The following is a 19,579-nucleotide window of genomic DNA, read 5'->3' as shown; positions in this document are numbered from 1 at the left end:
TGCTCACAGCAATGTCAGCAATCAATCTTTCAGCAGCGAGGAGCCGCCGGTGAGCACGCCGACCATGGACGAGGCCGCAAAGGTTCTTGCAGACCCGAAGGCCTACACCGACGAAGCCGGGCTGCACGCCGTGCTGACCCAGCTACGGGCCAACGCCCCGATAGCGTGGGTCGAGGTACCCGACTACGCCCCGTTCTGGGCGATCACCAAGCACGCCGACATCATGGAGATCGAACGCGCCAATGAGGTCTTCACCAACTCGCCACGGCCGCTGCTGATCACCAGGGAGGGTGACGAGCAGCAGGCCGCGATCGGGATCAAGACGCTGATTCACATGGACGACCCGCAGCATCGCGATTTCCGGGCGATCGGGGCGAACTGGTTCCGGCCCAAGGCCATGCGCGCGTTGAAGGACCGCGCCGACGAACTGGCGGCACAGTTCGTCGACAGGATGGCGGCGAAGGGACCCGAATGCGATTTCGTCCAGCAGGTGGCGGTCAACTACCCGCTCTACATGATCATGACGCTGCTGGGTGTGCCCGAGGCCGACTTCACCTCACTGCTGCGCTGGACCCAGGAACTCTTCGGCAACGATGACGAGGAATTCCAGCGCGGGACCAGTATGGAGGAACGGGGCCTGGCCCTGCTGGAGATGTTCCAGTACTTCACCGAGCTGACCGCCGCACGACGAGCCAATCCGACCGAGGACCTCGCCTCCGCGATCGCCAACGCCACCATCGACGGCGAACCGCTCAACGATATCGAAACCGTCTCGTACTACGCCATTCTCGCTGCGGCCGGCCATGACACATCGAGCGCGAGCATCTCCGGTGGTATGCATGCGCTGCTCGAGCACCCGGAGGAACTGGCGCGGTTGAAGCAGAATCCGAGTCTGATGCCGCTGGCGGTCGAGGAGATGATCCGCTGGACCACGCCGGTCAAGGAGTTCATGCGGACGGCCCAGCGTGACTATGAGATCCGCGGTGTGCGGATCGCCGCCGGTGATTCGGTGTTGTTGTCGTATGTGTCCGGTAACCGCGACGACGAGGTGTTCACCGATCCGTTCCGGTTCGATATCAGCCGGGATCCCAACAGGCACATCGCCTTCGGTTACGGCGTGCACTTCTGTCTGGGCGCGGCACTGGCGCGTCTGGAGGTGAACAGCTTCTTCTCCGCACTGGTACCGCGACTGGAATCGATCGAATTGGCCGGCACCCCGGAACACGTCGCCACCACCTTCGTCGGCGGTCTCAAGCACCTGCCGATCCGGTACCGGCTGCGCTAGCAGCAGCGGGCGCCCGGGTTGGTGTCGGCGGCCGCGTGGCGCATCCGCCAGTACTCCCGCTCGCTGAGCATCGGCTCGTCTGGATGGGTGCGCCGACGGTGCTCGACGTAACGCTGATAGTGGTTGTCGCCCATCAATGATGAGCAGTACCAACTGATCTTGTGGATGAGGGAGGTAAGGCGTCCCACTGTTTCTGCACCTCCTTTTCGGCGGCGGTCGGGATCAGGCCAGAGGGGGCGAACAGCCGGGACGGCACCGGATCGTCTGCCGAGAGCGGCCGGCCGGCCCCGCGCAGGGTCCGCAGCGCCACCACGAGGCCGGCGAGGAACACGATGAGCACCAGCACCGCGAAGATGATCGACAGGGTGCCCTGGATGAACGTGTTGCGGATGACGGCGTCGAGCTGATCGACATTCTTGGCGGCGCCGAAGGTCGTCTTGCCGACGTCCTTCGCGGCGACGTACTGCGCGTGCTGGGTCCAGTAGCCCACCTTCGGATCGCCGGAGAAGATCTTCTGGAACGAGGCGGTCATCGTCACCGCCAGGTCCCACAGCAGCGGAACACCGGGGATCCAGGCCCACTTCACCAACCCGCGTTTGATGATCACCACCGTCACCACGGTCAGTGCGATCGCGGCGAGCAGCTGGTTGGCTATGCCGAACAACGGGAACAACGTGTTGATGCCACCGAGCGGATCGGTGACACCCATCAGCAGGATGCTGCCCCACGCCGTCACGACGATGATGCTGCAGAGCCACGCGCCGATGCGCCAGCTGGGGTCGCGCAGGTTCTTCAGCGGCCCACCCAGGTTGGCCAGCCCGTCGGACAACATGAACCGGGCCACCCGGGTGCCCGCGTCGACGGTGGTCAGGATGAACAGGGCCTCGAACATGATCGCGAAGTGGTACCAGAACGCCTTGAGGCTTGCGCCGCCGAACACCTGGTGCAATACCTCGGACATCCCGAAGGCCAGGGTGGGGGCGCCGCCGGTGCGGGAGACGATCGACTTCTCGCCGACACTGGTGGCCGCGTCGGTGATCTCACCCGCGGTGATCGGCTGCCCGGACAGGCCCAGGCCGTTGACGTAGTCGGCCGCGGTCTGTGCCGTGGTACCGGTCTGGGCCGACGGTGCGTTGATGGCGAAGTACAGGTGCTGGTTGAGGATCGCCGCGGTGATGAGCGCCATGATGGCCACGAACGACTCGGTGAGCATGCCGCCGTAGCCGATCAGCCGCATCTGAGATTCCTTCTCCAGCAGCTTCGGCGTGGTGCCCGAGGAGATCAGCGAGTGGAAGCCGGACAGGGCTCCACACGCGATGGTGATGAACAGGAACGGGAACAGTGCGCCGGCGAACACCGGGCCGGAGCCGCTTCCGGCGAAGTGCGAGACCGCCGGGGCCGCCATCACCGGTCGCGCGAGCAGGATGCCGATGGCCAGCAGCACGATGGTGCCGACCTTCATGAACGTGGACAGATAGTCCCGCGGGGCCAGCAGCAACCACACCGGCAGCACGGAGGCGGCCAGGCCGTAGACGATGATGCACCACGACAGCGTCACCTTCGACAGCGTGAACCAGTCTGTTCCCCAGTCGGTTTCGGCGACCCAGCCGCCCGAGACGACCGCGAGCAGCAGCAGCACCACCCCGATCAGCGATACCTCCGACACCCGGCCGGGCCGCAGGAACCGCAGGTACAGCCCCATGAAGAGGGCGATCGGGATGGTCATGGCGATGGAGAACACGCCCCACGGGCTCTCGGCGAGGGCGTTGACCACCACCAGCGCCAGCACGGCGAGCAGGATCACCATGATCACCAGCACGCCGACGATGGCGGCGACGCCGCCGATGCTGCCGAGCTCGTCACGCGCCATCTGCCCCAGGGAGCGGCCGCGGCGGCGCACCGAGATGGACAGCACGAGGTAGTCCTGGACGCAGCCCGCGACCAACGCGCCGACGATGATCCAGATGGTGCCGGGCAGATAGCCCATCTGCATGGCCAGCACCGGCCCGACCAGGGGGCCCGCGCCGGCGATCGCGGCGAAGTGATGCCCGAACAGCACCCGCCGATCGGTGGGCATGTAGTCGGTGCCGTTCTCGAAGATCTCGGCCGGGGTGGCATGGTCATCGCGCGGGCGCACGATCTTGTTCTCGATCAGCCGCGCATAGAACCGGAAGCCGATGACGTAGGTGCAGATGGCGGCGATGACGAACCACACCGCGTTGACCGTCTCGCCGCGCACGAAGGCGATGAGCGCCCAGGCCACCGCGCCGAGCAGGGCCACGACGCCGAAGATGATGCGGTGCCGCACGGTGATCGGGGAGCGGTCGATGATCGCGACCGGCGGTAGGTCCTGCTCCGTCCGGATATAGGTGATATCGCCCTTGTGCTCTTCGAGCCCACGCGCAGAAGGTGTAGAAGGTCCGGCCATACCCCGATCCTTGCATCGCGCAAATCCGGACTGTGACCGAACTGTGGAATTCCCGCGTCCGATCGTGAGTCCCGCAACTAGTCGACGCAGGGAATCTGCCCGTTGTCGATGGGTTTGCCCGGGTTGGGTACGTCGGGCGTGTCTGAGCCCGACGTGGACACGGCCTCGGTGGATCCGGCCGCGGTGACGGTACCGGGTGGCACGTAGTCCGCGCCGAGGACGATCCGGATATGCCCGGCGCCGACAGCGTCATCAGGGGTGGGCGTGGAGTCGATACCGAGCAGCGTTCCGACGACGTGCACGTCGGTCCCGGTGCCTGCGCCGCCGTCCACCGCCGTGGCGGTCGGATCCGCGGCCGTCGCGTTGCGGACGTCGCCGATATTGAAGCCCTTGGCGCGCAGGGCATCCGAGACGGTGGCCGCCAGTCCTGCGGTGCCGCCGGCGTTGATCACGTCGACCGTGCTGGTGGGCAGTGCGGTGAAGTCGGGCAGATCACCCGAGAAGGCGGCGCTGACCTCGGCCTTGATCGCCGCGGGGTCGATGATGTTGACGGCCTGGCCGTCGACATTGTCATAGCGCAGGACCGGCAGGGTCTGGAACTCGACATGGCCGCCCGCAAGCTCGGCCACCCGGCGGAACTGGTCCGCGCCCCAGCCGTTCGACAGCACGATGTCCTTGTGCGCGACCCCGATGAGGCTCTGGAGCTTGCCGACATCCGCCAGCGCTCCGCTGTCCTGCAACTGGCGCATCACCGATACCAGGAACGCCTGCTGGCGGTGGGTGCGGTCGAGGTCGCCGTTGTCCAGGCCGTGGCGTTGCCGGACGAACTCGACGGCCTGTTCGGCATCCAGAGTCTGGTTGCCCGCCGGGAACTGGGCGCCCGAATAGTCGTCGGACACCGCCGAATTCAGGCACACCTGGACGCCACCGAGACTGTCGGCCAGGTCGTAGAAACCTGCCAGATTGATCTCGGCGAAATAGTCGATCGGGACCCCGGTCAGGCGTTGTACCACTTTCAGCGTCGCCGCCCGGCCGGCCTCGCGACCCTTGGACTCCAGTGTGGACTGATCGCCGACCCCCTCGTTGACGAGGGTGTCTTCGGCGGCGGCCTTGGTCAGGCCGTACGCCTCTTTTATCTTGATGTTGTCGTTACCGGGCACGATGCCGGTGACGTCGACATAGTCGTCGCGGGGAATGGAGAACGCCGTGACGTGATCGTCGGGGGAGATGTGGACCAGGATCAGCGTGTTGGTGTTATAGCCGCCGGAATCCGAGTCGCCGGCGTGCAGCTTGTCCAATAGTTCCTGGGGCAGGTCGTTGCCGTTTTGATCCTTGCGCGAATCCAGGCCGATCAGCAGGACATTCATGGCGCCGTCGGTGGAGTGTGCGGTGACACCCAGGGCGCCCAGCGCATCGGACACGGTGATGCCGCCGACCGCGCGATACACCTGCCACCAACCGGCACCGGTCAGCACCAGGACGAGCGCTGAGACGACGCCGATCGCTTTACGAATCATGCGTGGTCATCTCCGCGGCGGGGTCGTCATCACCGAGATGATCGCACCCGTAGCTGTGAGCGTCCTCGCAGCGTGCTGGGGGGTATGGGGTCAGTCGGCCCGTTGGAACAACGCCCGCACGGTGTCGATGGTGTCGGCAGCACCGGCCGTCTTGTCGTCGCGATAACGCAACACCCGGGCGAACCGCAGCGCCATCCCGCCCGGATACCGCGTCGAACCCTGCACGCCGTCGAAGGCGATCTCGACGACCTGTTCCGGGCGTACCTCGACCAGATAGTCGTCGGTGCCGTGGACGGCCAGCTCGGAGAACCGCCGGGTCTGCCAGTCCAGCGTGGCGTCGGTCATGCCCTTGAAGGTCTTGCCCAACATCACGAATCCGCCCGTCGCCGGATCTCGGGCCCCGAGGTGGATGTTCGACAGCTTGCCGGTGCGCCGCCCCGAACCCCATTCCACGGCGAGCACCACCAGATCCAGGGTGTGCACCGGTTTGACCTTCAGCCACCCGGATCCGCGGCGACCGGCCTCATACGGTGCGGTCGGCGATTTCGCCATCACCCCTTCGTGCCCCGCGCTCAGCGTGGCATCCAGGAACCGTGCCGCTGCGCCTGGATCGGCGGTGATCAGCCGGTCCACCCGCTGCGCGGCGGGTACCACCGCATCGAGGACGGCCAGACGTTCGGTGGTCGGCAGATCGAGCAGATCGGTGCCGTCGTGATGCAACAGGTCGAAGAAGAACACCGATAACGGCTGTTCGCCTCGACCCGTCCTGCCGAACCGCGAGGCGGTCACCTGGAACCGGTGCGGGCGTCCGTCCGGCCGTAATGCGATGGCTTCCGCGTCGGCAATGAGATCGGTGACCGGCAGGGCGCGTGCGGCCTCGACGACCTCCGGCAGGCGCGCGGTGACATCGTCGAGGCTGCGGGTGTACACCGTCACGTCGTTGCCGCGGCGGTGGATCTGAACCCGGGCGCCGTCCAGCTTCGCTTCGAAAACGGTGTCGCCACCCAGCTTTTCGAGAGCGTCACCGACACCGGTGGCGGTCTGTGCGAGCATCGGCCCGACCGGTCGTCCGACGGTGAGGGTGAACCGGGCCAGACCGGCGGCGCCCTCGGACAGTGCGGCCACCGCGACTGCGGACAGATCGCCGGCCAGCATCGCGGCCCGGCGGACGTCGGCTGCGGGTACCGCGGCGGCCCGGGCGATGGCGTCCGCCATCACCCCGGCGAGTGCACCCTGACGCAGTTCGCCGGACAGCAGCCGCCGCAGGAAGGTCTGTTCGGCGGCGGTGGCCGCGGTGAACAGCTCGGCGAGCAGCTGGGTGCGCAGCGCCTGCGAACCTTTGCCGGTAGTGGTCTTGATCCTGCTGAGGGTGTCATCGACGCCGGACACCGTCAGCTCCGGAACGGCGGCGGGTTCAGGCAGCATCTTCAAGGCGGCCCACCCGACACCGATCTGGCGCTGCGGAAGCTCGCCCGCCAGCCAGGACACCACGATGCCAACGACGTCGGGATCGGAGTGGGCCAGCAGCGTGGCCACCCGCGCCGCTTTGGCCAGCCGCGAGGACGACGCCCCCACCTCGGCCGAGGCATCCGCCACTGCGCTGAGCAACATGCCTCCACGGTGCCACGAGGCACCGACAATTCGGGACTTTCGGCCCTGTGTGCGACGCCGCCGGGCGCGCAGAGTGTCACCAGGAGAGAGAGGCGGCGAAAATGTCGAACACACACGAGCTGGATGTGCTCAACCGACGGCAATGCCTGGACCGGTTGCAGAGCACCCGCGTCGGTCGGCTCATCTTCACCGAGGGGGCGCTGCCCGCGGTGCAACCGGTGAATTTCCGGCTGTGGCATCACGATGTGGTGATCCGGGTCGCCGGCGGAGGCAAACTCGCCGCTGCAGCCGACCATCAGGTGGTGGCCTTCGAAGCCGATGACCTGGACCAGGACCTCCGTTCCGGATGGAGTGTGACCATCGTCGGCCATGCGGAGCCCATCACCGATATCGATGAAATAGTCGAGGTGGCAGGTACTTTCGTCACGCCGTGGGTGACCGGCCGGCGCGACCACTTCATTCGGATCAAGACCGAACAGATGACCGGGCGTGAGTTCCGCGACCCGGCCAGCCCGCACTACCACGCGGCCGCCGTGTCGGAGCCCGCTCAGTAACCGCCGAGCGCCGCGCGACCGGTCCGGGTGGACTGTTTCGTGCCGGTCAACTTCGTCCCGGTCAACCCAGTGGGACGGCAGTCATCTCGGTGAGCACGTTGAAGTCGAACGCGTCGGCTTCGGCCAGATACGTTCTGGGCGCCGTGTGTCCGGCGTCGAGGCGTTGCACGCCGCGAGCGCATTCGTACACCAGCGAATTCGACAGCGTGGTCATCACGTTCACGTCGAGCGTGCCCGCGGTACGCGCGAGCGCCGCCAGCAGGTGCAATCCCTCGTAGCACGATTCACCCATCGTCCCCACCAACGGGGCGTCAGCGCCGAACCGGCGGGCGTACCGTCCGACGAAGTCGAGACTGTCGGAGGTGCACAGCGACGAGAAATAGCCGGCGCCGACGTACAGGTCGCGGCAACTGTGATCGCCCGCGGCCAGGAGCATGTTCTCGTCCATCAGGGGTGTCAGGCGTACCGCCTTGGCGTCCAGTTCGCGTGCGGCGTACTGCCGGTGGAATTCGACGGCGTCCTGCCCGACCAGCAGAACGACCACCGCCGTGGCGGTCGAGCGCTCGAGCCGGTCGAGCTGAGCGTCGAAGTTCGATGTGCCCAGCGGAACGTACATCTCGTCGACGAGGGTCCCGGATCCTGTCGTGGCGAGATGCCCTCGGATGGTGTTCGCGGTGCCGCGTGGCCACACGTAGTCGTTGCCGACCAACGCCCAGCGGGAGATGCGCCTCTCCCCGGCGAGCAGTGTCATCGCGGGCAACAGCTGCGTTTCCGGAGTCTCGCCGGTGACGAAGACGCCCGGGCGCCGCTCGCCACCCTCGTACAACGAGTTGTAGATATAGGGGATCGCGCCACCGATGGCCGATGCCAGTGATTCCCGCACGGTGGACGTGTGTACGCCCGCGACCGCTTGTATTGTGCCTGCCATGGCGAGTTCAAGCACCTGCGCTCGAACTTTGTGCACCTGCGCACCGCCGTCGACGTGCACGAGTTTCACCTCGCGGCCGAGTATGCCGCCCTCGCGATTGATCTCCTCGGCGGCCAGTTCCGCACACAGTTGCGCCGACGGACCGATGATCCCGAGCGGTCCCTGCAGCGGATTGACCACGCCGACGACGACGGCGTCCGATCCCGTCCGTGCGTTGCTGTTCATGCGGCCCATCTCCACCACCAGGTCGGGGTTGTCGTTTGATTACCCTGAACCACCCGCTACGGTAATTCACGGCGGGAGGTAACGACAGTTGGGAACCGTGAGCCAGGCTGCGCTGGCGTTGAGTGCGATTCAGAACTCGCTGCTGGAGCGGGTTCGTGAGGTGCTCGCCGCAGGGGGATGCACCCTGGAGGAGTGGCGGATTCTGGATTGTCTCAAGGACTCCGGGGCCCTCGCCATGTCGGAGATCAGCGAGACGACATCGATTCCGCCGTCGGCGCTGACGAAGATCGTCGACCGCATGGTGGCCAACAACCTGGTGTATCGCCGGACGGACAACGTCGACCGGCGCAAGATCAATCTTCGGCTGACCTCGCGGGGCGCCAGTTCGTACCGGCATCTGGCCGAAACCGTGGATCGCTGCGACCTGCTGTACGACCAAGATCAGCTGCAGAAGTTGACGGCGTTGTGCGACTTGGTGCGTGACGTGGCGGTTTCCGCCCCGAGCAAAGGCGGGATCCCGGCGTAGGGATCCCGCCGCCGGGCTCGGTCACCAGGCATAGATCTCGTCGTAGATCGCCGCGATGTCATCGGCGTCGGGAACGAGCGGATTGTTGGCCGGGGACCCCGAGGCCAGGGCTTGCTCGGCCATGGTCGGGATGAGCCGATCCCAGTCGGCGCGAGAGATGCCATAGTGCTGGGGCGTCGGCACGGTGAGGTCGCGGCACAGTTCGGATATTCCCTCGACGAACTTCGCGGCGGCGACCGCGCTCGGATCGTGCTCGGTGGCCAGACCCATGGCACGGGCGCAGTCGGCGTACCGATCGGCGGCACCGTCGATCGAGTACCGCGTCACCGCGGGAAACAGCATGGCATTTGAAAGGCCATGTGCCACATGAAAATGCGCGCCGATCGGCCTGCTCATGCCGTGGATCAGGGCGACGCTGGAGTTCGAGAACGCCATTCCGGCCTGCGTGGCCGCGATCATCATGGCCGCACGTGCTTGCTCGTCGTGCCCGTCGGCGACCACCCGCCGGATGTTCTGGCCGATCGCGCGGATGGCAAGGAGGCACAAGCCGTCGGAGAACGCGTTGGCCTTGCGGCTGACGTATGCCTCGACGGCGTGGGTGAGTGCGTCGATACCGGTGTCGGCGGTCAGTCGTGCGGGCATCGACATGGTGAGGCGGTAGTCGATGATCGCGGCGACCGGCAGGAACGACGTCCCGATGCAGAGCATCTTCTCGTCGGTGGCACTGTCGGTGATGACGGTGAACTGAGTGGCCTCCGATCCACTTCCGGCCGTGGTCGGGATCGCCACGATCGGTAGCGCGGGACCGGTGTAGACGTTGGGCGCCTTGAACTCTCGCATCGGCTTGTCGTTGACGCCCAGCACGGCCAGTGCCTTGGCGGTGTCCATCGGGCTGCCTCCACCGAAACCGACGACGCTGTCGGCGCGATGTGCAGCCAGCGCCGCCTTGGCGGGGGCCAACGAATCCGTGGTCGGATCGGGCACGGTGTCGGAGTACACGGCGACGCTCGCCCCGGCGGCTTCCAAGGCTGTGACGAGTCTGTCGACCAGGCCGGTGCTGACCAGGAACGCGTCGGTCACTATCAGGGGACGCCGGGCGCCGAGGTCGCTGAGCACCGCACCGGTCTCGTCGACGGACCCGCCGCCGATCCTCATGGTTCGCGGCACGGAAATGGCATGTGTCATAGGTGTCCTCGATCTCGATTGCTGACTCGGTTCGTAGCAGTTCGGGCCCGTGGCCCGCGCCGACCGACAAGGGAATCGGTATCAGCTTCATGGGCGAAAATGCACCAGTCAACAGTCAGATCTGCACGTTGACCGTGCAGATCTGCACGGCAAGATGGGGGCATGGAATCTGCCGACAACCTCCGGTATCTGCTCGAGGTCACGCGCTCGGGCTCACCGCAAGATGCCGCACGACGCCTCGGGGTCGACCGCACGACCGTGACCCGCCGCATCGCAAGCTTGGAGCGGGCGTCTGGAGAACGGCTGTTCGATCGCTCCAGCGGCGCGTGGCAGTTGACCGACGCCGGCCGGCGGATGCTGCCGCATGCGGAGGCGATCGACGCGGCGGTCGTGTCGGCTTTTCAGGATTCCGATCGGCATCAGGGCCTGCGCGGACAGTTGCGGATTGTCGCGTCCGACGGGTTCGGGGCTTATCTGCTGACCCCCGGTCTGTTACCCCTGACCGACGAACATCCGGATCTGGAGGTCGCCGTGGTCACGGCCACCGCTCACGGTGTGCTCACGATGCGCGATTTCGATCTGGCCATCACCTTGGAGGAACCATCGCCCCACGCGGGAGTGGTGCGTCCGCTCGCCGACTACGAGCTGGGCCTGTATGCGGCCTCGGCGTACGTCGGCGAACACGCCGAAGTGCGCAGTCTCGGTGACCTCGCTTCGCACGTCGTCATCTGGTACGTCGAGGCCTTGCTCGACGTTGCCCCGCTGCGGTTCCTGGGTGGTCTGCTACCCGGTATCCGTGCCCGTGTGCAGACCACCAACATCACCGGGCATCACCACGCGGTGCGCGCCGGTTTGGGTATCGCGCCGCTGCCCACCTATATCGGTGACGCCGACGACACGCTGACCCGTTTGCTGCCAACGGAATTCGCTGTCACCCGGCACTACTGGGAGGTCGTTCCGCGCGAGATATCGCGGCAGGCGCGCGTGCGTGCGTTGCGCGCCCTGTTGGACGACTTGGTCCTGGTGCATCCCCAGCTGAGGCCGCCCAGGCGCCGGTCACGCCTCGATGGGTCGTCAAGAAAATAGTTTCTAGAAAACTAAAACTGCACTTCAGCGAATTAGATGTAACACAGACGAAACATACTAGGGAGTAGTTTACCTACACGTAACACAAATGTCTTCAGTGTTGATCGTGAACTGGCTAGCGTGTGCCTTCGATCACGAGCGGACCGGGACGCAGATTCCCGGCCGGAAAGGTTCACACGTGAAAGACATTCAGGTCGCCGCCGTTCAGTTCGAGCCGACATTGTTCGACAAGCCGGGCAACATCGACCGCGTCGCAGAGCTTGTCACCCGCGCGGCCGCCGGCGGCGCCGAACTGATCACCGCTCCCGAGATGTGCACCACGGGTTACTGCTTCTTCGACCAGCGTGAGGCCGAGCGGATGGCAGAGCCGGTGCCCGGTCCCACCACGGACCGGTTCGCGCAGATCGCCCGTGAACACCACTGCTACATCGTGTTCGGGATGCCGGAGCGTGATGAGGAGACCGGCTTGCTCTACAACACCGCGGCGTTCGTCGGTCCCGATGGGTTCATCGGAAAGCACCGAAAGACGCACGCGTACATCGCGGAACCGAAGTGGGCGGCCCCCGGAAACCTCGGACATCAGGTATTCGACACCGAGATCGGGCGCATCGCCGTGCTCATCTGCATGGACATCCACTTCGTCGAGACCGCACGACTGGCCGCGGTGGGCGGAGCCGAGGTGATCTGTCATCTCAGCAACTGGTTGGCCGAACGCACCCCAGCGCCGTATTGGATCTCGCGAGCCTACGAAAATGGTTGCTACGTCATAGAAAGCAATCGGTGGGGCTTGGAGCGGGGCGTGCAGTTCAGTGGTGGGAGCTGCGTCATCGCGCCTGACGCCACCATTCTCGACCAGATCGATTCCGGCGACGGCCTCGCCACGGCGACCATCACCGTCGATGCTGCACAACAGGATTGGGCGGATCGTCCCGCACTACGCGCGCGGCGGCCCGAACTCTACCGTCAGTTGCAGATCAACAGTTACCTGTGGAATCCGAAGGACTTCTTCGGTCTCTACGGCCACCGCGGACTGCCGGAGGGCAAATCGGCGACGGTGGCGGTGGCACAATTCCGTCCGGCGCCCGATCTTGACGCCAATCTCGCCACGATCAGCCGGATGTTCAGGTCGTCTGTCACCGAACGCGGTGCCGAACTCGTCGTCTTTCCGGAGTTGTCGCTGACCACCCGGGCGGTGACGCTGCAGGATCGAGCTGTCGGACAACTCATGCAGGCGGCCGCCGCGGAATCGGCGTGGCTGGTCGTGGGTCTCGCAGAGTCCGATCCCGTCGAGGGGCGGCAGTACAACTCACTGGTCCTGATCGGTCCCGACGGCATCGAGGCAGTGCACCGCAAGATCCACCTCCGAGACGGTGAACGTGCGCTGTTCGAAGCGGGGTCAGCCTGGACCTATGCAGACATCCCGCTCGGCCGCGTCGGACTACTGCACGGCGACGACCTCCTGTTACCGGAATCCGCCCGGATCCTTGCCCTCAACGCCTGCGATGTCATCGCGGGAAGTGCCGACAATCGCGAGCGAATCATGATGGGCCACAGCGGAAGCACAGTCGCACAGAGCTATCCGATTCCCACCGGGCCGTCGTTGACGCACTGGCACCACATGCGGGTGCGAGCGGGTGAGAACAACGTCTACCTCGCCTTCGCGAACACCGTGGGCGCCGACGGAGGCGGTGGGTGCTCGGGCGTGTTCGGTCCGGACACCTTCGCGTTCCCACGTAACGAACAGGTGTTGGCCGGTCAGGAGGGCGTGGCCGCCGTGCGCATCGACACGAGCGACGCGGCCTCGGTCTACCCGTCGAACGTGGTGCGCCGCAAAGATCTCGTCACCATGCGCTTGCCGCACTGGTACGGCGCGCTGTCGGGCCCTGACGCGCTGGTGCGCGACGCCGGCGCCGAGCTCGACGACTGGCGGGTTCACGAACCGAGCCCGGCAGCGATCGCCTAACCCCGATGCCGCACGGGTGTGGACGCCACCGGCGGCGTCCACACGGTCCCGTCGTGTCAGTTCATGCCGACGGTCGCTACGTCACACCCCCCAAAGGGGTGTCCATCCGAAGAAGGTGAATCCTTGTCCCTCAAAAGCTATTTCCAGGGTCCTGCGACAAGTCTCGACGAGCAGGTCGAGAGTTATGCGACCACCCGCGTGCCCGACGATCAACGGTGGCGACGCCCCGCCGTGCTCCTCGTCCTGAGCGGCAACATCACGGCGATGTTCTGGTTCGCCCTGGGCGGCCAGATCGGCTTCCTGGTGGGCTGGCCGATGTTCCTGATTCCGGTGGCCTACATGGTGATCGGCGCGACGATCATCGGCGCGCTGGTGATGCGCATCGCCAGCCAGGAGGGCCTGTCGCTCACCTTGTTGTCGCGGGGCCTCGGCTTCGGCGCCAAGGGTTCGGCGATCGCCTCCATCGTGTACGCCGTCAACTATGTCTTCTACTTCGTCTTCGAGGGCAGCATCGTCTCGCACGGCCTGAGTCACCTGCTGGGTATCCCGATCGACTCGGGACAGGCGACGGTGGTCTTCGCCGTGATCGCCGCCGCGGCACTGTATTTCTCCTGGCGCGGAATGCACTCCATGAACCTGCTGCAACGCTTCGGGCTGCCGATCTTCGTCATCCTGTTCGTGATCGGCATGGTGATGCTGGCGAATGGCTACGTGCTGGTGGGCCCGGGGGAGTGGGCGGCGCAGGGCGGGCTGACCGCGACGTCGATGTGGCAGGCGATGAGCCTGGCCAATGGCCAGGTGGTTTTCCAGGCGTTGATCGCGACCGACTATGGCCGGTTCGTCAAGCGTTCGGTCGGCTATGCCGGCACTGCGGGCCTCATGTTCGTCGAGCTGGCCATGATCGTGGTCGTCATGTTGTTCGGTGTGCTGCTCGGCTTCACCATGCTCGGGCACTTCGACGGTACGGATACGCAGCGTCAGCTCTCGGCAACCGATCCCGGCCTGATCTTCGCGGTCGTGATGGGAGTCTTGGGAGTTGTCTTCGCCGTCATCACCCAGGTACGCATCAATGTCATGAACCTCTACTCCGGCTCACTGGCGCTGTCCAACGCATGGGATGCGCTGGCGTCCAAGCGGGTTGGTCGGCAATGGTGGATGGTGGCGTTGTGCGTCGCCGGCATCGCCTGCTACCCGGTGAACATCCTGCAGTACACCGGGGAGTTCCTTGCGGTCACCGGGATCATGACCAACACCTGGATCTTCATCCTGCTCAGTGACTACTACGTGTGCCGCAAGCTGCTCAAGTTGGCTCCCGCCCAGGACATCGAATATCGGGACGGATCGGTCAAGGACTGGAACGTCTGCGGCATGGTGGCACTCGGATCCAGCCTGCTGGTCGGAGCGCTCGGTGTGGCGGGGTTGTACCCGATGTACCTGGCATCGTTTGCCGCCATGCTGCTCGGTCCGGTGATCTACATTCCGCTGACGATCGCTACCCGGGGTCGCCAGTACGGGGTACGGCTCGAGCAGTCCGGCGAGGTGCGCCAGGACACGGACGCGCGAGTCGTCGACGGCGTCTAGCCTTTCACCGCGAAGTCGACGCTGTGCCAGCCGGTCGCCCCGTCTGGCACCACGTCGGCGAGGTCGGCGGTCTGCACCGCACCGGTGTTGTCGGTGGCGCGCACCGTGATGGTGTGTAGGCCGGGTTGCTCGGCCTGCCAGTCGAAACTCCACAGCCGCCAGGTGTCGTTCGAGTACGCGGCCCCCAGGGCGGCCGGCTGCCAAGGCCCCTCATCGATGCGTACCTCGACGGCCCGCACCCCGCGATTCTGTGCCCAGGCCACCCCGCCGAACCGGGTGGGTCCCCTCGGTACGTCGGCTCCGCTGCGGGGCACGTCGATGCGGGACTCAGTCTTGATCGGGCCTTTGGGAGACCAGCCCAGCTTGGTCCAATAGGCCTGTGCGCGGTCATATCTGGTGAGTTCGAGGTCGACCACCCACTTGGTGGCGGAGACGTACCCGTACAGTCCTGGCACCACCAGGCGTACCGGGTAGCCGTGTTCGACGGGCAGGGGCTGGCCGTTCATGGTGATCGCCAGCAGTGCGTCGCGGTCGTCGGTGAGGGCCTGCACCGGGGTGCCCGCGGTGAAGCCGTCGCTGGAGGTGGACAGCACCATATCGGCGTCGGGATGGATACCGGCGGCGGCCAGCAGATCGCGCACCCGGTAGCCGGTCCACACGGCGTTGCCGATCAGGTCGCCACCCACCGGGTTGGACACACAGGTCAGCGTGACCATCTTCTCGATGAGCTCGAAGGACGCCAGATCATCGAAGCGGTAGGTCTTTTCGTGATCGACCATGCCGTGGATGCGCAACTGCCAGTCGCCTCTGGCCAGCTGCGGGACCGACAGTGCGGTGTCGATCCGGTAGAAGGCGGCGTTATCCGTCACGAAGCTGGGTAGGTCCACACCGGGTGGCTGCACACCCGGTGGGACCGGTGGTGCGGGTTTGGCCAGCGGCGGCGGGGTGAAGGATTTCCGGTCGCCCGCCACCGAATTCAGCCGTCCGCCGTACACGGACCCGAGTGCGGTGGCCAGGGTCCCCAGACCGAGCAATCCCAGTGCGGCCAGGGATAACCGGCGGCCCGGATCGGTATCGGTGGTGCTCGCCGCGGCGCTGGCGGCCCCGTCGAGCAGCCGTCCCGAGATGAGGAACCGCAGGGCCGCGATTCCGGCCACCGCGCCGAGAATGGTGGGGAGGAGGTCCAGCGGGCCGGCGCCGGTGCGGGTCAGCACTGCCGCGCAGCCGGCTACGCCCGCGGCGGCGAACATCACGCTGCCGATGGGCACCCGGCGGCGCTCCAGCAGCCCGGCCAGCGCGGCCAGTATCGCGATGACGACGAGCACCGCTGACATGAGGAACGGCTTGTCGAAGGTGGCGAAGGTCTGGATCGCCCATTCCTTCACCGGGCCCGGAGTGCGGTCGATGACGGTCGATCCGACGGCGGTGCGGGCGTCGGCGGACGCGCCCAGCGGGATCGCCGCCAGCGCACTGACACCGAGGGTGATCGCCGCGGCGGAGATTCCGCAGAGCATTCGGGTACCGGGGGCGATGGCTGTCACAGAACCACGCTAGCCCAGCGAGGTCCCCGAAAGGCTTACCGTAAAGTGTCGCCGGAAGGTCGGCGTTACAGTTTGACCATATTTTGGAAACATGACCGCGAAAGGGAGCTAGATGGAGATCTCGGGTAAGAAGGCCATCGTCGTCGGTGGGGCCTCCGGTTTCGGTCGCGCCACCGCGGAGGCCTTGGCCAAGCGGGGGGCCGCCGTCGCCATCCTGGACCGGCCGCAATCGAAGGGCAAGGAAGTGGCGCAGCAGATCGGCGGCGCCTTCCACGAGGTGGACGTCACCGACTTCGACGGCACCGAGACGGTGTTGGAAGCTGCGGTCGAGGCCCTCGGCGGCCTGCACATCGCGGTCACCACCGCAGGCGGCGGTATCGGGGAGCGCACCGTCAAGAAGGACGGGCCGCACAGCCTGGAGTCGTTCCGCAAAACCATCGACCTCAACCTCATCGGCACGTTCAACATCAGCCGACTGTCGGCATGGCACATGAGTAAGAACGAGCTTGTCGACTCGGAAGACGGCGGAGAGGCCGAGGAGCGCGGCGTCATCATCAACACGGCGTCCATCGCGGCGTTCGAAGGCCAGATCGGCCAGGTCGCCTACACGGCGGCCAAGGCAGCGATCGCCGGAATCTCGCTGACCATGGCACGCGACCTCGGCAGCCTCGGCATTCGCGCGCTGGCCATCGCGCCCAGCCTGTTCGCGACCGGCCTGACTGAGGGCATACCGGACGAGTTCGCCACCGTGCTGACCAAGGATGCCGCCTTCCCGAAGCGCCTGGGCAAGCCCGAGGAGTACGCCAAGCTCGCGGTGGCGATCGTCGAAAACCCGATGCTCAACGGCCAGTGCCTACGGCTGGATGCCGGCCAGCGGTTCGCGCCGAAGTAGACCCGAGGATATCGGTGTGATCGGTTGCGGTAAGCGCAGCCGACCACACCGAAATCGCTGATAAAACCCGCCCACCAGTTGCGGAGCCTTTTCCAAGCCAATTCCAAGCCGGCGCACTACTGTTTGCCCATGCTCAAGCGAATCACCGCGGCGTGCGCCGCCGTCGTGATGGTGGCCGCGTGCGGTAGCCCCAAGGTCGAGATCCCCAAATCCTCGGCCCTGGCCAAACCGGACACCAGCGGCATCAAGCTGCAGGGTGAGGCATCGGGCCCGCTGAACCAGCTGGCGATCGAGGCCATCGCCGACCTGCAGGAGTTCTGGGGCAAGCAGTTCCCCGACCTCTACGGCAAGGAGTACGAGCCGGTGGCCGGTGGTTTCTTCGCGGTGGACCCGTCAACCGGTGAAACCCCGCCGTGCGCCGCGAGTCCCGACGATGTCGCGGGCAACGCCTTCTACTGCGGCTCCAAGGACGTCGTCGCCTGGGATTCCAGCGGCCTGTTCCCCGATCTGCAAGCCAAGTACGGCGATTTCGTCATCCCGATCGTGATGGCGCACGAGTGGGGACATGCCATCCAGGAGCGGTCCAATTTCACCGCCCGCACCGTCACCCGGGAATTGCAGGCCGACTGTTTCGCGGGGGCCTGGGCTCGACATGCCAAGGACGACAAGGTGTTCGAGGTGACCAGCGGCGAACTGGACACCGCACTGGCGGGCATCCTGGATCTGCGCGACCCGGTGGGCACCGACAAGCTGGATCCGTCGGCGCACGGCAGTGGCTTCGACCGCGTCGGCGCGTTCCAGGACGGTTTCGACAACGGCGTCACGAAGTGCAAGGACTACCGCGACGACGATCCCATGGTGCTCGCGTTGCCGTTCAACGATCCCGAAGATGCGGCCAACGGCGGTGACGCCCCGTACGACTCGATCGTCAACGGCGTGCCGTACGACCTGGAGGACTACTGGACCCACGTGTATCCCGAGATCGCCCGCGGAAAGGCGTGGCCACCGGTGCACGGACTGGAACCGTTCGACCCTTCGAGTCCACCCAACTGCGGTGACCAGTCCGCCGAGGGGTTCTCACTGTTCTACTGCGTGCCCGACGATTACATCGGTTGGGACAACGCGCAGACGATGCCGCGGGTGTACAAGCAGGGCGGCGACTATGCGGTGGCCACACTGCTGGCGACGCAGTACGGGCTGGCCGCGTTGACGCGCCTGGGCGACGAGTCCGACGAGAAGACCTCGACCGCGCGGGGTGACTGCTTCGCCGGGGCCTATACCGCCAGCGTCATCCTGCACAACCGGGCGGAGACCAACTCGTGGTCGATCTCGCCGGGTGATCTCGATGAGGGGATCAAGGCGCTGCTGGTGTTCCGCGGTGCCGACGACGCCGACCGCCAGGGCGCGGGATTCGACCGGGTGCGTGCCTTCCGTGAGGGCGTCATCAACGGTGCCGAGGCGTGCCTGGATTACCAGCACTGACGACACCCAGCAATAGGTGGCTTCAGCGGTAGGTGTCGTAGCCGAGTTTGACGGCCAGGCCCAGCCCGGCGAGGGCGATGAGCAGGCGCAGCGGAGTGGCCGGGGCGTGGCGTACCACGACGGGCCCCAGTCGTGAGCCGATCAGGCAACCCAGTCCCAGCGGCACCACGGCGGCCCAGCTCACCGGGGCGAACACGATGAAGCCCAACGCGGCCACGGCGTTGGCGACGCCGAGCACCACGTTCTTGGTGGCGTTGGCGTCGGCCAGGGTGGCGCTGCCGGTGCGCAGGAACAGCGCCAGCAGCAGCACTCCTGCGGCGGCTCCGAAGAACCCGCCGTAGACGCAGATCGCCAACACCAGGAGGGCCTGCAGCACCAGGTGTCCGGTGTGGCGGGGCCGGTCGGCGTTGTTGCGCACGGGTAGCGCGATGACCACCGATGACGCCGCCAGCAGCACCGGCACCACCTTCTCGAACCCCTCGGCGGGGATGGACAGCAGCAATGCCGCGCCGGCCGCTCCGCCGAGCACCGCCGTCGGGACCATCCTGCGCAACTTGGCGCCCTGGCCGCGCAGCTCGGGCAGCGAACCCCACACCGAACCGATGCCGTTGAACACCAGTGCCACGGTGTTGGTGACATTGGCGGTCACCGGCGGCAGCCCGACGAGCAGCAGCGCTGGATAGGTGGACACCGACGCCAGTCCGGCGATGCTGCCGGTCAGTCCGCCGCCGATTCCGGCGGCGAACAACAGCAGCATCTCCGACCACGTCACCGG

At 66.1% G+C, this 19,579-nt stretch carries 16 protein-coding genes; 8 read left to right on the top strand and 8 right to left on the bottom strand.

Annotation, left to right across the window (positions count from 1 at the left end):
• The first annotated feature begins 49 nt into the window (after positions 1-49).
• The gene (locus QN239_RS22855) at positions 50-1,285 is read left to right on the top strand and encodes a cytochrome P450 (protein ID WP_499013863.1); all 1,236 of its coding nucleotides are present in this window, start codon (positions 50-52) and stop codon (positions 1,283-1,285) included.
• On the opposite strand, the gene QN239_RS22850 is transcribed toward QN239_RS22855, so the two are convergent.
• The 4 genes from QN239_RS22850 to QN239_RS22835 form a co-directional block, all read right to left on the bottom strand.
• Positions 1,282-1,419 (bottom strand): YbdD/YjiX family protein, encoded by a 138-nt coding sequence (locus QN239_RS22850; protein WP_499013861.1) that lies wholly within the window; start codon positions 1,417-1,419, stop codon positions 1,282-1,284. The genes QN239_RS22855 and QN239_RS22850 overlap by 4 nt on opposite strands.
• A complete protein-coding gene (locus tag QN239_RS22845; protein WP_499013859.1) occupies positions 1,419-3,713 on the bottom strand; it encodes a carbon starvation CstA family protein in 2,295 nt (764 codons plus the stop codon). The genes QN239_RS22850 and QN239_RS22845 overlap by 1 nt, the downstream gene beginning before the upstream one ends.
• Before the next feature lie 77 nt (positions 3,714-3,790).
• The gene (locus QN239_RS22840; protein ID WP_499013857.1) at positions 3,791-5,230 is read right to left on the bottom strand and encodes an LCP family protein; all 1,440 of its coding nucleotides are present in this window, start codon (positions 5,228-5,230) and stop codon (positions 3,791-3,793) included.
• Positions 5,231-5,320: 90 nt separating this feature from the next.
• Positions 5,321-6,841: an ATP-dependent DNA ligase gene (locus tag QN239_RS22835; protein ID WP_499013854.1), complete on the bottom strand. Its 1,521-nt coding sequence runs from the start codon at positions 6,839-6,841 to the stop codon at positions 5,321-5,323.
• Between the two features lie 101 nt (positions 6,842-6,942).
• On the opposite strand from QN239_RS22835, the gene QN239_RS22830 reads away from it, so the two are divergent.
• Positions 6,943-7,395 carry a pyridoxamine 5'-phosphate oxidase family protein gene (locus QN239_RS22830; protein ID WP_499013851.1) on the top strand — a complete coding sequence of 151 codons (453 nt, stop codon included), beginning with the start codon at positions 6,943-6,945 and terminating at the stop codon, positions 7,393-7,395.
• Between the two features lie 61 nt (positions 7,396-7,456).
• On the opposite strand, the gene QN239_RS22825 is transcribed toward QN239_RS22830, so the two are convergent.
• Positions 7,457-8,548, bottom strand: a complete 1,092-nt coding sequence (locus QN239_RS22825) for a substrate-binding domain-containing protein (protein ID WP_499013849.1) — start codon at positions 8,546-8,548, stop codon at positions 7,457-7,459.
• Between the two features lie 97 nt (positions 8,549-8,645).
• Here QN239_RS22825 and QN239_RS22820 point away from each other — a divergent pair, with 97 nt between their 5' ends.
• Positions 8,646-9,074: a MarR family winged helix-turn-helix transcriptional regulator gene (locus QN239_RS22820; protein WP_499013846.1), complete on the top strand. Its 429-nt coding sequence runs from the start codon at positions 8,646-8,648 to the stop codon at positions 9,072-9,074.
• 21 nt (positions 9,075-9,095) lie between these two features.
• On the opposite strand, the gene QN239_RS22815 is transcribed toward QN239_RS22820, so the two are convergent.
• Complete coding sequence (locus QN239_RS22815; RefSeq protein ID WP_499013844.1) at positions 9,096-10,259, bottom strand: iron-containing alcohol dehydrogenase; 1,164 nt, start codon at positions 10,257-10,259, stop codon at positions 9,096-9,098.
• Between the two features lie 162 nt (positions 10,260-10,421).
• Here QN239_RS22815 and QN239_RS22810 point away from each other — a divergent pair, with 162 nt between their 5' ends.
• The 3 genes from QN239_RS22810 to QN239_RS22800 all read left to right on the top strand — a co-directional run bounded on the left by QN239_RS22810 (position 10,422) and on the right by QN239_RS22800 (position 14,889).
• Positions 10,422-11,345, top strand: coding sequence for a LysR family transcriptional regulator (locus tag QN239_RS22810; protein WP_499013841.1), 924 nt, complete (start codon positions 10,422-10,424; stop codon positions 11,343-11,345).
• A 178-nt stretch (positions 11,346-11,523) separates the two neighbouring features.
• A complete protein-coding gene (locus QN239_RS22805) occupies positions 11,524-13,308 on the top strand; it encodes a nitrilase-related carbon-nitrogen hydrolase (RefSeq protein ID WP_499013838.1) in 1,785 nt (594 codons plus the stop codon).
• 123 nt (positions 13,309-13,431) lie between these two features.
• Positions 13,432-14,889: a purine-cytosine permease family protein gene (locus QN239_RS22800; protein WP_499013836.1), complete on the top strand. Its 1,458-nt coding sequence runs from the start codon at positions 13,432-13,434 to the stop codon at positions 14,887-14,889.
• On the opposite strand, the gene QN239_RS22795 is transcribed toward QN239_RS22800, so the two are convergent.
• Positions 14,886-16,403, bottom strand: coding sequence for a molybdopterin-dependent oxidoreductase (locus QN239_RS22795; protein WP_499016935.1), 1,518 nt, complete (start codon positions 16,401-16,403; stop codon positions 14,886-14,888). The genes QN239_RS22800 and QN239_RS22795 overlap by 4 nt on opposite strands.
• 139 nt (positions 16,404-16,542) lie before the next feature.
• Here QN239_RS22795 and QN239_RS22790 point away from each other — a divergent pair, with 139 nt between their 5' ends.
• Together QN239_RS22790 and QN239_RS22785 are read left to right on the top strand one after the other, a co-directional pair.
• Complete coding sequence (locus QN239_RS22790) at positions 16,543-17,322, top strand: SDR family NAD(P)-dependent oxidoreductase (RefSeq protein ID WP_499013834.1); 780 nt, start codon at positions 16,543-16,545, stop codon at positions 17,320-17,322.
• A 129-nt stretch (positions 17,323-17,451) separates the two neighbouring features.
• Complete coding sequence (locus tag QN239_RS22785; protein WP_499013832.1) at positions 17,452-18,804, top strand: neutral zinc metallopeptidase; 1,353 nt, start codon at positions 17,452-17,454, stop codon at positions 18,802-18,804.
• Between the two features lie 22 nt (positions 18,805-18,826).
• Here QN239_RS22785 and QN239_RS22780 read toward each other — a convergent pair whose 3' ends face one another.
• Entirely contained in the window at positions 18,827-19,561 is a 735-nt protein-coding gene (locus QN239_RS22780) for a sulfite exporter TauE/SafE family protein (protein ID WP_499016934.1), read from the bottom strand.
• Positions 19,562-19,579: the final 18 nt, after the last annotated feature.

Origin of the sequence: Mycolicibacterium sp. Y3 (genome assembly GCF_051188035.1) — a bacterium.
Taxonomy (GTDB): domain Bacteria; phylum Actinomycetota; class Actinomycetes; order Mycobacteriales; family Mycobacteriaceae; genus Mycobacterium; species Mycobacterium fluoranthenivorans.
This window is presented reverse-complemented; position numbering and strand designations above follow the sequence as displayed.